At 42.3% G+C, this 15,606-nt stretch carries 18 protein-coding genes and 1 pseudogene; 16 read left to right on the top strand and 3 right to left on the bottom strand.

Annotation, left to right across the window (positions count from 1 at the left end; translation table 11 throughout):
* The 15 genes and pseudogenes from ERJ70_RS10910 to ERJ70_RS10840 all read left to right on the top strand — a co-directional run bounded on the left by ERJ70_RS10910 (position 1) and on the right by ERJ70_RS10840 (position 11,594).
* Positions 1-177, top strand: coding sequence for a hypothetical protein (locus ERJ70_RS10910; protein WP_209364923.1), 177 nt, complete (start codon positions 1-3; stop codon positions 175-177).
* A 211-nt stretch (positions 178-388) separates the two neighbouring features.
* Positions 389-931, top strand: coding sequence for an RNA polymerase sigma factor (locus ERJ70_RS10905; RefSeq protein WP_256439040.1), 543 nt, complete (start codon positions 389-391; stop codon positions 929-931).
* Positions 918-1,952 carry an anti sigma factor C-terminal domain-containing protein gene (locus ERJ70_RS10900; RefSeq protein WP_209364921.1) on the top strand — a complete coding sequence of 345 codons (1,035 nt, stop codon included), beginning with the start codon at positions 918-920 and terminating at the stop codon, positions 1,950-1,952. The genes ERJ70_RS10905 and ERJ70_RS10900 overlap by 14 nt, the downstream gene beginning before the upstream one ends.
* Before the next feature lie 135 nt (positions 1,953-2,087).
* Positions 2,088-2,982 (top strand): annotated as a pseudogene (locus ERJ70_RS10895) (glycerophosphodiester phosphodiesterase family protein).
* Positions 2,983-3,052: 70 nt separating this feature from the next.
* The gene (locus ERJ70_RS10890) at positions 3,053-3,517 is read left to right on the top strand and encodes a DinB family protein (protein ID WP_209364920.1); all 465 of its coding nucleotides are present in this window, start codon (positions 3,053-3,055) and stop codon (positions 3,515-3,517) included.
* A 22-nt stretch (positions 3,518-3,539) separates the two neighbouring features.
* The gene (locus tag ERJ70_RS10885; protein ID WP_245207926.1) at positions 3,540-4,565 is read left to right on the top strand and encodes a serine hydrolase domain-containing protein; all 1,026 of its coding nucleotides are present in this window, start codon (positions 3,540-3,542) and stop codon (positions 4,563-4,565) included.
* Between the two features lie 40 nt (positions 4,566-4,605).
* A complete protein-coding gene (locus tag ERJ70_RS10880) occupies positions 4,606-5,424 on the top strand; it encodes a GNAT family N-acetyltransferase (protein ID WP_209364918.1) in 819 nt (272 codons plus the stop codon).
* Between the two features lie 18 nt (positions 5,425-5,442).
* Positions 5,443-5,931 carry a GNAT family N-acetyltransferase gene (locus ERJ70_RS10875; RefSeq protein WP_209364917.1) on the top strand — a complete coding sequence of 163 codons (489 nt, stop codon included), beginning with the start codon at positions 5,443-5,445 and terminating at the stop codon, positions 5,929-5,931.
* A 58-nt stretch (positions 5,932-5,989) separates the two neighbouring features.
* Positions 5,990-7,447: a carboxylesterase/lipase family protein gene (locus ERJ70_RS10870; RefSeq protein ID WP_209364916.1), complete on the top strand. Its 1,458-nt coding sequence runs from the start codon at positions 5,990-5,992 to the stop codon at positions 7,445-7,447.
* Positions 7,448-7,504: 57 nt separating this feature from the next.
* Positions 7,505-8,251: a helix-turn-helix transcriptional regulator gene (locus ERJ70_RS10865; RefSeq protein WP_209364915.1), complete on the top strand. Its 747-nt coding sequence runs from the start codon at positions 7,505-7,507 to the stop codon at positions 8,249-8,251.
* A gap of 51 nt (positions 8,252-8,302) precedes the next feature.
* Positions 8,303-8,656, top strand: coding sequence for a VOC family protein (locus ERJ70_RS10860; RefSeq protein WP_209364914.1), 354 nt, complete (start codon positions 8,303-8,305; stop codon positions 8,654-8,656).
* The gene (locus ERJ70_RS10855; RefSeq protein WP_209364913.1) at positions 8,653-9,114 is read left to right on the top strand and encodes an SRPBCC family protein; all 462 of its coding nucleotides are present in this window, start codon (positions 8,653-8,655) and stop codon (positions 9,112-9,114) included. The genes ERJ70_RS10860 and ERJ70_RS10855 overlap by 4 nt, the downstream gene beginning before the upstream one ends.
* A gap of 13 nt (positions 9,115-9,127) precedes the next feature.
* On the top strand, positions 9,128-9,481 hold the full coding sequence (locus ERJ70_RS10850) for a VOC family protein (RefSeq protein ID WP_209364912.1): 354 nt from the start codon (positions 9,128-9,130) through the stop codon (positions 9,479-9,481).
* Between the two features lie 161 nt (positions 9,482-9,642).
* A complete protein-coding gene (locus tag ERJ70_RS10845; protein ID WP_209364911.1) occupies positions 9,643-10,617 on the top strand; it encodes a quinone oxidoreductase family protein in 975 nt (324 codons plus the stop codon).
* A 167-nt stretch (positions 10,618-10,784) separates the two neighbouring features.
* Positions 10,785-11,594 (top strand): helix-turn-helix transcriptional regulator, encoded by an 810-nt coding sequence (locus ERJ70_RS10840; RefSeq protein WP_209364910.1) that lies wholly within the window; start codon positions 10,785-10,787, stop codon positions 11,592-11,594.
* Here ERJ70_RS10840 and ERJ70_RS10835 read toward each other — a convergent pair.
* Together ERJ70_RS10835 and ERJ70_RS10830 are read right to left on the bottom strand one after the other, a co-directional pair.
* Positions 11,532-12,770 (bottom strand): MFS transporter, encoded by a 1,239-nt coding sequence (locus ERJ70_RS10835; RefSeq protein WP_209364909.1) that lies wholly within the window; start codon positions 12,768-12,770, stop codon positions 11,532-11,534. The two genes, ERJ70_RS10840 and ERJ70_RS10835, sit on opposite strands and share 63 nt — an antisense overlap.
* A gap of 259 nt (positions 12,771-13,029) precedes the next feature.
* Complete coding sequence (locus tag ERJ70_RS10830) at positions 13,030-13,401, bottom strand: carboxymuconolactone decarboxylase family protein (protein WP_209364908.1); 372 nt, start codon at positions 13,399-13,401, stop codon at positions 13,030-13,032.
* A 329-nt stretch (positions 13,402-13,730) separates the two neighbouring features.
* On the opposite strand from ERJ70_RS10830, the gene ERJ70_RS10825 reads away from it, so the two are divergent.
* Positions 13,731-14,090, top strand: a complete 360-nt coding sequence (locus ERJ70_RS10825) for a SpoIIAA family protein (RefSeq protein WP_209364907.1) — start codon at positions 13,731-13,733, stop codon at positions 14,088-14,090.
* A 50-nt stretch (positions 14,091-14,140) separates the two neighbouring features.
* On the opposite strand, the gene ERJ70_RS10820 is transcribed toward ERJ70_RS10825, so the two are convergent.
* Positions 14,141-15,028: a glycine betaine ABC transporter substrate-binding protein gene (locus tag ERJ70_RS10820; RefSeq protein ID WP_209364906.1), complete on the bottom strand. Its 888-nt coding sequence runs from the start codon at positions 15,026-15,028 to the stop codon at positions 14,141-14,143.
* Positions 15,029-15,606 lie beyond the last annotated feature (578 nt).

Genomic DNA, 15,606 nt, shown 5'->3' with positions numbered 1-15,606 from the left:
ATGGTTGATAGAAGGAATGTTTGTAAAGCTTGTGAAGGCACTGGGATGCTGTCCGATGATGAGGAATGGCAATACACATGTACGGTATGCGGCGGAGACGGGGAATTTTCTCCTGGTGATCGAGCAGAACCAGCAAGGCCGATAAATGTGGATGAAAATAATCGACTCTTGGATTAGTTTACAGAAGCAGGGATTAAAATATATACCCAAGACAGAACCAGACGAGTTTGGATTTCTCGGCATTCGAACTCGTCTGGTCTAACCTCTCTATTAAAAGGGGACAATATAGTTAGCAGTTATAGTAGAATGAGAACGGGGATTTCCGTTCTTTTTTTTATTTTTTTAATACATATATATGTAACAATTTCAAAAGCGTTTCGTTTTTATAGTGGAGGGGGGAGCGGATTTGAAAAAATATATGTTTGCAGAACTTTTCGAGAAGTACCGCCTGCCGCTCTTCCGTTATTTGATGCAAATGAGCAGAAACCGGGAAACTGCGGAAGAACTACTGCAGGAAACTTTTTATCGGGCAATGATTTCCTTGAAAGTGAAAAACATGGTCCAGGCTAGGGCATGGTTATTTAAGGTGGCTCGAAATTTATATATAGACCAGGCGAGAAAGTCGAAATCCGAGAACAAAATGATGGAAAAATTAATAAAGGATTACCAGCCGTCCAGTAAATTAGGGAACCCACAACAACAATTGGAGAGTAAGAATCGTCAAGAGGAACTGGAGCATATTCTGGCAAAGCTGCCGGAACGGATGCAGACAATAATCTATTTGCGAGAAATTCAGGGCTTCTCCTACAAAGAGCTTGCCACATCTATGGACCTCACGGATAGCCAGGTGAAGACCACATTACATAGGGCGCGTCAGAAATTTCAGCAGTATGACCAGGAGAGAAGGGAGTTAGAAAATGAAAAAAGATGAGGTATTATCGGACTGGGATGAATCACAAACTCCGTTAGAGGATCGAAAACAAGCGAAAAAATTGGTATGGCGGACCAGGTTTTCCATTGGTTTCACAGTGATTAGGACACTTTTGCTGCTGCTATTGGTATATGTGCTGTATGTGTCTACGATTGATATTTTCTACAATATGTCAGGGAAACAGGCTGCTTTTGATCGGATGGCCACAACGTTGGTTGAGACAAGAACACCAGGAATAACCATCGAAAAACAAGGGATGTCCCGAGAAGCGACCATTACCCCTTTTCTTACACAGCAATCCACCTATAGCGTTTACCGTCAGGTTGGGGATTGGAAAGTTTCCGCTGGAGAAGCAACGGTCAAAAAACGATTGTTTGGAAAGGTACAGTACCACTTGGATGAACAAAAAAAATACCTTGACGATGGATTCACCAACAATTTCCCTGTCGCTCCTGACCTGCTTGGGAAGACATCTGCTGAAAAGGGACAATCGGGTTTCAGTCTCACCGAGCAATTAGCCAACGTCGAAGACGGTTTTGTAGCCCAGGTAAAAGTAGGAGTCAAAAAGGGAATGACACCAGAAAAACTTCGACAGCTTCTTTCCAGATATGATTTGGAAATCAATCAAATGGCTGTTTATAGCGGGGAAATAACCAATTATGAAGTTTCTTATTCCCAAGCTGGCCAGTTCACTTTTATCTCCCCGCTGATTTTACGGCCTGCACACGAATATGATGAGGAGAACAAACTGAGTTCCTGGCGATTGTTCTTGACGAATAAACAGTCTTTAGCCGAAGCTGAAAAGCAATTGATCCAGGACCTGGAATGGCTGACTGAACACGGACGCTATTATGGGAGAGAAATCGATCAGAAACGGCTTGAGTATTTAAACGAACACGGGATACAAGTAATCGGCGCAGTAGTGACGGGGCCGGTACGGGAGATGGAGAAATTGGAACAGGAGGAACAGCTTTATCAATTACAATTAGGCGGCATTGAAGTGTGGAATTGGAATAAATAGCAAAAGGGTAACCAGAGCGTACAAGGATTAAACAGTGAGGATCCTTTCTTCTTGATCATGTTTTTATGCAAACGGTTTGCTTTATTATCGGAGGACACAAAAATAAACGTTAAGAAATCAGTCAAAATAATAGGAATGGGCATTGTATTGTTGGCAGTATTTGTCTTTTTAAATAATAGTTCGTTTTTACGAAAACCCGAACGGATCAGCCTTTTCTTCTCGCTCACCGGGGTTTGGCGCAGACGTTTTCGATGGAAAATATAATAGGTAAGACTTGTACAGCGGAGCAGATTTATCAACCAGAGCATGCTTATCTTGAAAACACGATTCCTTCCATAAAAGCCGCATTCGAGTATGGGGCGGATATGGTGGAAATAGATGTCCGTCCTACAAAGGATGACCAATTTGCCGTTTTTCATGATTGGACGCTGGATTGCCGGACGAATGTGAACGGAGCTCCTTCTGAATACACCATGGAAGAGCTGAAGAAAATAGATATTGGTTATGGCTATACTTTCGATAACGGACAGAGCTATCCATTCCGAGGTAAAGGGGTTGGAATGATGCCTTCTTTAACAGAGGTTTTGACCACTTTTCCTGAACAGCTGTTTTTAATACATATAAAAAGCGATGATCCTGCTGAAGGGGAACAAATGGCTGATTTTCTTAATAGCATTAGCGAAACCCAAAAAAAGGCTGACGGTTTATGGCGGTAATGCCCCCATAGCAAGAATAAAGGAAATAATTCCCGACCAGCGGGTGATGTCTAAGGCGACTTTAAAAAAATGGCTGATCCCTTCCCTTACCGGCGGCTGGACAGGCATGATTCCTGAAAAATATGCGAAATGGCTATGGGGATGGCCGGATAAATTTGATGGACCAAGTCGATACCAAGGTTATTATCGTAGCAGGAAATGGCAAATGGCCAGAGGGCTTTGATTCTAAAGCAGACCTTAATAGATTGCCGGAAAATTACTTCGGTGGAGTGTGGACAAATCGGATAGACAGTATAAGTGAACAATTTAAATAAGACCCAACAATATGCAGGAAAATACTGCTTTTAAATGGAAGTAATTCTTTAATTGGAAAGGAGAGAAAAAATGAACCAGAAAAAACTATTGTTGGACCAAGTTAATGCCTGCTATGGCAGGGATACGTGGTTTGTTTCTATCAAAACGGCGTTAAACGGGATAAATGCTGAAGAGGCTTCCTGGAGCAACAAGGAAACGACTCATTCCGTTTGGGAAATAGTCAACCATTTAATCTACTATAATAGGCTTTATTTAGATAAATTTAAGGGTGGATCTGTAGAAGAAACTGCTTATGACAACAAAGCGACTTTCACAGAAGGCCCCGTGCCGGAATGGGAGCAGACTCTTAAGGTGCTAGACCAATTGATGGGTGAATGGATTGAAAATATTGAAGCTAGTTCCGATACCCATTTGGAAAAATGGGCTTCCGAAATCAACCATTTGGCCTTGCATCACACATATCATGTTGGTCAGATTGTCTATATTCGCAAAGCCATGGGGAGATGGGACGCAGCGAATGGCGTTCTCAGTTAAAGGGAAAGAAGGGGGGATAAGGATGAAACAACAATTATCAAGCAAACGTCTAATAGAAGCAGTTGAAAAGGAGCGATTCTCTGGAACGATTATCGTTAAAAAGGATGGACAAACTTTGTTCGAGCATGCAGCAGGTTATGCAGATAAAGCTAGTCAAAGACTTAACTTTCTTGATACTAAATTTGGCATTGCTTCCGGGTGCAAACTGTTTACCGCCATCGCTGTCTGTCAGCTTGTCGAAAGCGGTAGCTTGTCCTTCCACTCTCGTCTCAACGAGTGTTTGAAAAAGGACTTCCCAACGTTTGACCAATCGATTACTATCCATCATTTACTTACGCACAGTGCAGGGATTCCTGACTATTTTGACGAAGATGAAATGGAGGATTTCGAAGAACTGTGGAAACAAACCCCAATGTATTCAATGAAAAATGCTGCTGACTTCCTGCCTTTGTTTCAGGAGAAATCAATGAAAGATAAGCCCGGTAATAGGTTTCATTATAACAATGCAGGTTACATACTGCTTGGGTTAATCATCGAACAGCAGACCGGCCTCTCTTTTTCCGATTACGTGGAAAAACACATCTTCCAACCGGCAAATATGTTGGACTCTGGTTACTTTTCACTAGACCAGCTGCCTGGCAATACAGCATTTGGATACATACATAACGACGATTGGAATTGGAGGACCAACATATATTCTATTCCAATAAAAGGGGGAGCGGACGGTGGTGCCTTCACCACAGCTCCGGATATGATGAAACTTTGGGAAGCGCTCTTAAACCATCAACTGCTCAGCAAAGTTTTAACCGATCTATTGCTTACTCCACATATCAAAGTAAAGGATGGGGTGGAGTATGGATACGGTGTCTGGATAAACCGGGAAGGAAACCATCCTTGGAAATACCAAGTTATGGGCTATGATCCGGGGGTAAGTTTTCATTCTGCTCATTATCCACAGTTGAATATAACGATGGCCATACCGTCCAATCATTCTTCAGGGCCATTTAAAATCATGAAAATAATAGAAGAGGACTTACTTTCGATCTAGCAAGGGTGAGAGTCGATGAAAACGAAGGGATGAGAAGAAAATGGTGACGACAAAAGAGCTGGCTTACGATATGGAGCAAGCAGAAATATCTTGTTTGCATTCCAGACTGTCAGCAATCAAAAAGATAGAGGGCAATCCAATGGGGATTGATTTGAAACGCTTTGGCCATGCAACTTGTTTTTCGGCGGCCGGCATTCCTGGTCCGTCTTTTAATACAGTGAAGGGGCTGGAGGATAGCGACGAAAAGCTGCTTGACCAAATAATCGAATTTTATGAACAGCGGGGTATTCCTGTACGTTGGGAGTTAACACCTGCACACGTGTCTCAGCAATTGCTGACCACTTTAAGTGGAAAGGGTTACTATCAATCGGGCTTCCACACTTCCCTCTATGCGCCTGTCTCTTCATTGCTAACGGATAAAAAAGAAGAGGGTGAAGTTTTCGTACGTCGAATGAATAGCGATGAGTTTGACATCTTTGCCTCGATATATGCCGATTCATTTCAAATGCCAGAATCTCTTAAACCAGCTATTAAAGTGAATAATCAAGTATTGGAGAAGGATAGTAACTGGATGTTCTATTTGGCAACCGTTGATGGGGAGCCTGTCGGTATTGCTGTATTGTACATCGAAGAAGCGATCGCTGTTCTTGCTGCAGCAGCAACCCTCCCGGAATTCAGGCGAAAAGGAGTCCATAAAGCCATGATAAAAAAACGAGCTATTGCAGCAAAATCAAGGAACTGCCGTCTTCTTGTCGGACAAGCGGGTTTTGGAAGTGCAAGCATGCGCAATATGGAAAGAGCTGGAATGAAAATCGCATTTACTAAAGCAATTTGGAGCCTTCGAAAACAGACTCTGTAAAAGTGGGAGACCGTGGCTATGATTGAATTTACCCGAAACAATCCAGAGACACTGGAAGTTGAAAAGAGAATAATCAATTCTCAGCAAGAATATAACTTGATTGCCTATGGGAAACGAATACTAGATGACAACGATCTTTTCAACCAATATAGAGAAGCACAAAAATTAAAAATAAGCCGATATCTCGCCAGGTATGAAAAGAGTTATATCGGGATTCTGGATTTTGGAATGACGAGTCCGCGCCAAAAAAAACCGTGGATCAGTTTGTTTTTAATTGAGGAGGATTTTCAAAGCACGGGAATTGCTGAAAAAACGTACCTGGCTTTTGAAGAAATGCTGATAGAAAAGCAAGCTGGTTGTATTCAAATTGCCGTCCATGCAGAAAATAAACGGGCATTGCAATTTTGGAAAAAGGTAGGTTTTACCCCCTTCGATGAAAGGATATATGAAGGGAAGAGGATGTACAGCATGGAAAAACATCTTAAAGAACCTGGCAGCAGGAAATAAAGATAAAACAAATTGACCTTTGAATTGGATATGCAACATAGAGATGGAGGAATACAAAATGGATAAAATCCTGGCAGAGACAAAACAGGGACAACTAAAAGGAAAGATCGAAGGAAAAAGCATAAGCTGGAAGGGGATTCCTTATGCTAAGGCCCCTGTAGGAAAATTGCGTTTCGAACCGCCACAGCAACCGGATAATTGGCAAGGTGTTCGTGAAGCTTTTGATTTTGGGCCGGTTTGTCCTCAACCTCCCGAAGCTGCAGCAATGCAGGGGATCAATCCGGAGGATATGTCTGAGGACTGCCTCTATCTAAATGTGTGGACGCCAAACACATCGAAGAAGGATTTACCAGTAATGGTTTGGATTCATGGCGGAGCCTTTACTTCCGGAGCAGGAAGCAGTTACTTGTACAATGGAGCACGGCTTGCAGTACAAGGAGAGGTCGTGGTTGTTACGTTGAACTACCGTCTTGGTGCCTTAGGGTTTCTGCATCTTGCCGGATTAGACGATCATTTTACAGCCAATCTCGGGTTGCTTGACCAAGTTGCTGCCTTGCGTTGGGTGAAAAACAATATCGCCGTTTTCGGGGGAGATCCCCAGCAGGTAACTATTTTTGGAGAGTCTGCCGGTTCGATGAGCATTGCTTCACTCTTCGCGATGCCGCAAGCGAAGGGGCTATTTAACAAAGCCATTATGGAAAGCGGAGCATCCCAGGTTGTTCCTTCTGGTCAAGCTGTGCATATTGCGAAAGACTTTATCAGTATGCTGGATATTGAACCGGATCATTTGTCAGCTATAAAAGATGAATCGCTGGATTCTCTTATGAAAGCAAGCGAAGAAGTATATCAGGAGAATGGAGGAGATGAGTCGGTTCTTCTCTTTCAACCCGCAATTGATGACAATACGCTCCCGCAGTACCCTACCGATGCGGTTGCTGCTGGTTCGGCAGCAGATATACCATTGATGATTGGAACCAACCATGATGAAGGGGTATTTTTTGTCAGGCCGGATACCGAAGAGATGCCTGAAGGGAAAATGGACGAAATCGTCAAGCGTATGGCGGGCAGAGAAAATGCCGATAAAATAAGAGAATACTATCCGCCTAGTGCTGAGGGACAGGCTCGATTGATTACCGATTTTGTTTTTTGGAAACCGGCTTTGGAATTTGCTGAAGCACAAACCAATTATGCACCTGTTTGGATGTACCGATTCGACTGGCATGTCCCGGGCCATCCTTATGCGGGTAAAGCTGTTCATGCTTTAGAAATCCCGTTTGTCTTTCAAAACCTCGATTACTTTTGGAAGCTAGAGGTAGAGGTGGGAATGTCATTGGAAAAATTGTCGACACGAATGCAAAATGCATGGGTTTCTTTTGCAAGGACTGGCGAGCCAGGATCGGATTGGCCTGCGTATGATCTGGAAGTAAGGAAAACGAAGATTTTCAACGAATCAGATCGGATTATTGCCGATCCCCATAAAGAAAAGCGAAGAATCATTCAGGATAACGAATCATGAAAGTGAGAAGAAGCAATGGAAGATTAGGAACAAACCGTTGTTCAGGCAATTGAATATATGAAACAACATTTGCAGGAAGAGCTTACCTCTGAGCAGATAGCAGCAAATGCCGGGTACAGTGTTTATCATTTCACAAGAATATTTAAAGAAGTGACGGGTGTTTCTCCACGTCAATATCTGTCTGCAATCCGAATTCAGAAAGGCAAACAACAGTTGATAGATTCCTCCAGTTATTCGGTGTTACGAACAGTTTTGCAGGTGGGATTTAAGAGTATCGGTACATTCAGCAGTCGCTTTAAACATAATGTTGGATTGTCTCCTAAACAATTTTCATCAGAAACGAAACGGCTTGCCACTTTTATGGAGTCCCAAACCGATTACAGCTTGATTGACCGCCTTCTTCCTACGAAACCAACTGTATCGTGCCATGTGAGGGTTCCCTTCTCTTTTAACGGTATAATTTTTGTCGGGTTATTCCGCCGGCAAATTCCGGACAAGGCACCGGTTACAGGAACGGTGATAACCCGTAGTAGCCCCTTTTGCACTTTTTCCAGACTTCGTCCAGGCACCTACTATTTAATGGCTGCCGCACTTCCTTGGAGCGGAAATATAAAAGATTATTTTGTGCCAGATAATTGTTTGCGTTCCAAACATGAGCAGCCATTAGTGATAACAGAGGATTCAGAAATGGAAGTATCTCTAACATTGCGTAAACCCCAGCCTTACGACCCGCCGATATTAATCAATTTGCCATTGCTCCTTTTCCAAAAATTGAATAAGACAGCAAACGGGAAGAAAATTTGAGCAGTCTGTTCCTGTATCATTTACGTCAAATGGACAGGAGGAGATGTAAAATTGAACAAAGTCTGTGTGATAACGATTAAAGTGAAGGAAATGGAAGAGGCTATAGCCTTTTATTCGGGCAAATTGAATTTTGTCGTATCTGAACGTTATAGTGAAACCACTGTCAGTCTAAAACAGGAACCAATAGCCATTGTATTGGAAACAAGTCAAAGTGGAGAGGTGCCGCCGGATAATAGCATTGTATTAGGTTTAGAGTCAGTGGATTTGGATAAGGATATCAAAATCTTGAAAGAAAAGGGAGTCAAGTTAGTATCGGATGAACCGAAACCATGCCCACCGGGACGGTTTATTGAAATCGAAGATCCATCGGGAAACAAGCTGGAAGTTTTGGGGTTTTGTCAATGAAAACAGGCACACCCCCTATTATCAAACACCGGACCTACATAAAAAAACAAGTTTCTGTAGTATACAATGCATTGACGACAGAGGAAGGCTGGAATGCCTGGTTCACGGATGGAACCACATTGATACTCTCAGAGGATGGCAAAGGAACTTTACGATTGTGTTGGGAAAATTTTGGAGTAGAGGGACAGTGGGTAGAAGAATATTGCCAAATTACAGCTATGGATACCGATAAGTTATTTGCGTTTTCGTGGAAACCTGGTCAGTCAGAAACAGTTGTCAGATTCCTATTGAAAGCCTATGAAGCAGGCACCATTGTAGAATTAGAAGAAAAAGGGTATTCTCTTTCCAACCTTGATGTACAGACTAGCTTATTTTGTGCTGCAGGTTGGGGAGAGGCTATGACACTTCTTAAGATATACCTGGAAACAGGATTGGTCATCAAAAATGATTTACTATAAGGAGGAGAATAACTTGATCGAGACCGTTACCTTTCAAGTACGAGTAAAAGATTTCCATGAGGGCAGGAAGTGGTATGCTGCTTTTTTGCAAAAACAGCCGGATTTTGAACCTCATCACGGGTTTGCCGAATGGGAATTGCTTCCTGGCTGCTGGCTGCAAGTAGCAGAAGGAGAGCCTGCAGTTGGCAACGGTCCTTTACGTATCCAGACAGCATCCATCGAGCAAGAAAGGAACAGGCTGCTGGAAAGGCTGCAAGTAAAGAGATTTTCAATCCGCTCCAGGGAAGAAGTTCCGGTAAAGTGGGCAACTTTCACTGATCCTTGGGGCAATCGTCTTGGTTTGTTCGAGGAAATCCCCCACTCTTAGTAAGCAGGTCATCGTGTTAGCCTGATTCTCGTCAACAAGCATGCTGCTATTCCGTTAATCGATAAGAGAATAGTCTTAATCTAGTTATGGACCATTGCAGGAATAAAGAAGGCGGAACAAGAAATGACAGGTTGAGAGGATAGAAATTTGGAGGGGATTAGATGAAAGGGATCGTAGTCAATAAATTTGGTGGACCTGAAGTACTAGAGCATGTTGAAATGGAGATTCCAAAGATAAAGGAAAACGAAGTGCTTATCAAGGTGGTTCATACTAGTGTGAATTATGCTGATATTAAAAATCGATCGGGGAGGAAATGGAAGGGTCCCATTCCATTTGTCCCGGGACTGGATGCTGCAGGAACAGTAGTGGAAGCTGGTGATAAGGTAGAGGGGTTTAGGCCAGGAGATAGGGTTATCTGTTTTCCTCGTCTTGGTTCTTATGCAGAATATGCAGTAGCGAACGAAAAGCTGACTTTCTCTATTCCAGAACAATTAGACTTTACGAGTGCTGCTGCTTGTCCTACTGTCGGATTTCTAGGTTATCATTTATTGAAATGGATTGCCCGGATAAATGAAGGGGAAACGGTGCTCATTCATGCGGCAGCCGGGGGTGTAGGGAGTACGGCTGTACAACTGGCAAAAATCATGGGAGCTGGTTCCGTTATTGGGACAGTTAGCAGGGAGGAAAAACTGCAGGTAGTCAAAGACGCAGGAGCTGACCATGTGATCGGATACGAGCATTTTGCTGACAGAGTAAAGGAGATTACGGAAGGAAAAGGTGTTGATATCGTTCTAGATTCTGTTTCCGGACGTATTTTCGAAGAAAGTCTCGACTGTTTATCCCACTTTGGAAGGCTAGTCCACTTTGGAAACTCAAGTGGAAGCACAGGTACTGTCGAAGCAAAACAGCTGCATGCAAGCTGTCGTTCTGTTCTCGGGTTTAGTTTAGGTACGACCAGAAAAGAACGGCCTGAAGTCCTGCAAGAAACAGCTGCAGGTGTTTTACATTACATGACAACCGGACAGCTTGGTATAAAGGTTGGTAAGAAGCTGCCGTTGAGAAATGCCAGGGAAGCATACCAGCTATTGGAATCCAGAAAAAGTGTAGGAAAGATTATTTTGGAGATTACTAAGTAATACCCCGTTTAATGTGATGCAACTTTCTAAGGCTGCGCTGCAGTCTGGACCTTTGCTAAAAAACAATGACCTCTCAAAATTGCTGTCTTAAAAAACTCCTTCTCACAGCGAAATGATATAATGACAGTAAAAGGGGTAAAGTGGTTAATATAGAGAGGTTGTCGGCTATGATTTACCAAGACGAAAACGGACTGCTCCTACTGCGTTCTGATAAGTTAGGAGAACGTGACTGGCGCAGCGACCATACATATAAATTAATATTTGGTTCAAAAGGTGGAGGAATGTATCAAACGCGTCATCAGTACTTAACGATTGGGCAACGGCAATTTGTCATTTTCAATCCCTTGCAGGAGCATAGACAACTTCATATGTCGGGAGAAAAATTTCTAATCGAACTGGACCAGAAGTTGTTGAAAGATGCTTCCGTGGGACTGGGTGTTACTGGACGTGAAATGGAATTTGCAGCAGTGTCTTATTATCATCCACAAATAGATCGGTGGGCTTGTTTTATTCGTGAACTTATCGGCTGGAATAGTGAAAAACCTGCTGAGGCAAATCAACTGTTGGTGGAAAATAGCTTTACCCAGCTTGCTATTCTGATGGTACAGTATGGATTGGGAAAGCACCAGGGGACAATGCCTGAAGTGGTACAAGATGAAGTGTTAAAGCTGGTGACTGATGCTATTAAACAAAGCTATGAGCAAGACTGGACATTGGACGGAATGGCAGAGGTGGCCCGAATAAATAAATATCAGTTTGCTCATTTGTTTAAAGAGCGAACAGGTATATCTCCGTACTCCTGGCTACAATTATACCGGCTGATACGAAGTCAGCCGGATTTGATTTATACTGATGAAACCGTGTTGCAAATTGCCATGGCCCATGGTTTTAAGAACGTATCTGCGTATACCCGTTTATTTAAAAAAGTTTACGGGGCGACCCCGTCTGAGTTCCGAACAACCAACCGTTTTAATTAGTAAAAAAGTAATACTGGTGAGCAAGATGACGACTCCGCTTCCAGTCATTAATAATCTGATGGGAACATAGGCAGAGAGAGTTCCGAATAACGCAAGAGAAACTGTATTGGCGAGATAAAGCAGAACCGCATTGAAACTGAATGCCCTGCCTAATTTTTCTTCTGGTATGAGTGACTGCAATAAATATACGCGGGCCAATCCAGCTATGGGCAGCCCGATGCCTACAATCGCACAGCCAATGTAAAAATGTTTGACATCGAACAAAGCGCCGTAATAAGTGATGCCGATTCCCCAAATAGCTGCTCCAACCAAATAAGTCTTCAAGGTCATTTTTTTGATGAAATAAGGCAGGATTAAGTTTGTGACAATCACTACAGCACCAAACACACCTTGTAGGATACTATAAATGGATTGTTCGTTTGACGTCAGCTCAGCAAGTCCCAACAGTAACCCAACTTCCCAAACCCATGTGTTGAGAAATACAGTAATAAATGTAAATAGGAATAGTTGACGGACTGTTACATGCTGTCTTGCCCATACAAAAAAAGAAAGAATGGTTGAAAAAAGTTGCCGAACCGACTTACTACAATCCTTTTTTGTTTCTTGAACAAACACGCGAAGGAGACATAGGATGCTAATCAAATAGGTGACGGCGTCGATGGTGAAAAAGTGAACCACTCCAAGTGTTTTTATCAAAGAAACGGTTATCAGCGGGCTCAGGACAGTTATGCCTCTTGTTATACTGTCTTGCAAGCTGTTTGCTGCCGTTCGTTCATCCTTGTGTGTGATCATCGGAAGAATTGCCCGGTGGGCTGGGTTGAAAAAGCATCCAATCGTTTGGATCAGGAAGCTGACAAACAACAAATATAAATATGTAAGGCTTCCGGTTGAATCCAAAAAAACGACCGATAGAATAAGAGGAAACCGGATTCCATCCAAACAAATCAATAATCTTTTACGAGGAAGCCAGTCGGCAATAACACCACCAACTAATCCGAAAAAGAGATAGGGTAACGTTTCTGCAATGGCCATCCCTGTTGTATGAACACCAGATCTGGTCATATCATGCGCTAAAAACAAAAAGGCAAGGCCAGAAAGGATATCGCCGAGTTTGGAAATTCCTCCTCCTATTAAGTAGAAACGAAAATTCCTATTTTGTGTTAACAGCGTGTACATGAATATCACCTCCACACCATCATATATAAAACAATGGCATGGAGGCTTATTAAATATTGCTTGAAAAAGAACCAACTTTTTTGGCTTGAAAGGGACATAATTTGCAAGCTTTATCAATTCAAATGTTTTTTCATTAAATCGCTTGATTATCACATGTTGGAAGAATGGATATATTCCCTAATGAAAAACCAAGCAAAAATGGCATAAATAAATGCTTGGCCATGTTGCCTGGTTTTGCAATAGCTAGAAACAAAATGTATCAATGTTTTACTTCATGGTAGTGATCGAATGTTTCCATTGCCAGCGTGACACCTTGCGAAAAGGCTGCACCGCCACCAAGAGCGGCACTGACAGCAATCGTTTCCATCACTTCGTTTTCATTGGCTCCGTGTTCTACAGCACCCTTGGTATGGTACATGATACAGTATTCATCCTGGGCATAAATACTGATGCCAAGGGCAATCAATTGTTTTTGTTTTCCGTCTATTGCGCCATCCTGAAAACAAGCTTCTGTAAAATCGAAATAACTTTTTGTCATTTCCGGCAGGCCTTTTTCCAATCGGTTGCTTCCTTCTTTGTAATCCAGGATCGCTTGGTCGAAAAAGCTTCTGTCTTCTTCATGCATCTCCATCGTTCCCACTCCAATTCCGCAAAATTCAGTTACACTCATAGCGTGATAATACAGGATAATTATCATACATGGTATAAAATGGGATTGGGTAAGTGAAATGATACAGAGCGATGATGAGTAGAGTGGATAAAGGTCACAGAGAACACCCTTCAGCAATGATACTCTCCATTTTATCGCTTGTTTTATTCATTCAAAGTTTGAAATCGACATTAGCGAAAGGTTTGAAGGGAAAACAGGCGTGATAATCTTGTAAGCTGATGATTCATCGTTTGAAAAGCCTTTTGATTCGGGTAAACCATTAGTAAAGCATGACAGAAGGGTGTGTTTCCATGTTATCTTTCCTGCCGAGCCAGGATGAAAAAACAATTGCTGTTCAGTTTACGGGAGAGGCAACAAAAGAGGATGCAGAACGTTTGGAACAACATGTAAAAGAACACTTTCCGGAAGGAAATTCTTTTAACCTGCTGGCCATCATTCATGATATAAAAGGATCTTCCCTGAAAGGCATGATGGAAGGCATGAAGTTTGATGCGAAGCATTGGGAACAATTTAGTAAATTGGCAGTTGTGACAGGCAAAGATTCAGTAGAATCCCTCGCAAAAGTCGGAAAGTATTTGCCTGGTATTACCGTAAAGCAATTTGAAAAGGATCAACTTTCCGAAGCGTGGGATTGGCTGCAGAAAAAATGAAGTCGAATCAAGAAACCACGGGGTAAGATGTTCCGTGGTTTCTTGTCCTGTTATTCAGTCCATTCTTTAATCAACTCTTGATGTTCGTCAATCCAGGCTTGAGCTCCTTCTTCTTCTGATTCTGCCTCATTTATGGTTGCCATCAGGCTTCCTAATTGTTGATCATCAAGCTTGAAATTATCAAACCACTTAACTACCTCTGGCTGATCTTCTTCGAGTCCTTTTCTGGCCGCGTAGGAAATGTTTTCCGCATTTCCATAAACGTTTTTTGGATCCTCCAGTATTTTTAAATCCATCTCGGCAAAAGACCAATGTGGCTTCCACAAGGTAACAACGATTGGATCTTTGTTTTCGATGTTGCTTTGCAATTCAGTCAACATCGTTGGTTCAGAAGAACTTGCAAGCTCAAAATCCAAACCATAGGTCTCAATTACTTCCTCAGTTAAGGACATAATACTTGCGCCAGCGTCAATGCCTACTATTTGGGAATCTAATTCTTCCTTATGGTTATTTAAGTCTTCAATGCTGTTGATATTTTCCATATAAGAAGGGACGACGAGTGCCAAATCAGTACCTTCATACCAATTTTCACGCCAATCGATTTCATCTTTGTACTTGTCATAGTAGGCTTGATCAGTATTCGGCAGCCAAATCTCCATTCCAATGTCTAAATCACCAGCAGAAAGGGCTTCATAGAGAAACGCTTTTTCAACAGAGGTTAACTCTACGTTGTAACCTTTGTCTTCCAGGATTATTTTCCACATGTTGGAGACCGCCACGTTCTCTGCCCAGTTATTCATCCCAATGGAGATGGTACCCTTGTCCCCTTGTGATTCATCTTTTGTCTGTTGTTCCGTATTCTCGCCCGATTCTTCACCGCCACAAGCTGTTAGGAATAACGTCTGTCCTAATAATAAAATAGATAACAGTTTTTTCATCTACACTTCATCCTCCTTTGTTGAACTAGCTTCTTCTAATCTGTAAGTTCATGGTTAACTATATTGTAGGCATTTAAGTGTAATCATCCATCGAAGAGCGTAATTCTGCCAGCGGGGCACTTGACAGAATGAAAAAAATAGAGGAAATAGTACATGGATATGTTTTAACAGAATAATTTGCTTTGGGGAATACTTAGCTGCTATACATCTGTTAAAAGACAAACACAAAAAACGAGCGCAATGGACCAAACTTTAAGAAATATACTGGTTGAGCAACCACGTTTGTAAAGCCGAAACAGACACAAGGAATATTATAACAAGATAAGAAGTATATGCAACCGGGTGAAAAAGCGCATACGAAAATCGGAGGAGGAAAGAAGGTAGTTCAGAAGGTGGAGATAATTTCTGGCTCCCACCAGCTCTCAAAAGAAAAGCACTTCCCAGTGAACCGGAAAGTGCTTTTCATTACTGTATAGGAAATTATGAATTTAACTGTCTGTGGATCATTATTGGCTGAACCAGCCACGTCCAGCTCCAGCGCCTACCCCCTCGAGGTCTTAAGCCCACCCTCTATGTGG

Origin of the sequence: Sediminibacillus dalangtanensis (assembly GCF_017792025.1) — a bacterium.
GTDB lineage: Bacteria > Bacillota > Bacilli > Bacillales > Amphibacillaceae > Sediminibacillus > Sediminibacillus dalangtanensis.
This window is presented reverse-complemented; position numbering and strand designations above follow the sequence as displayed.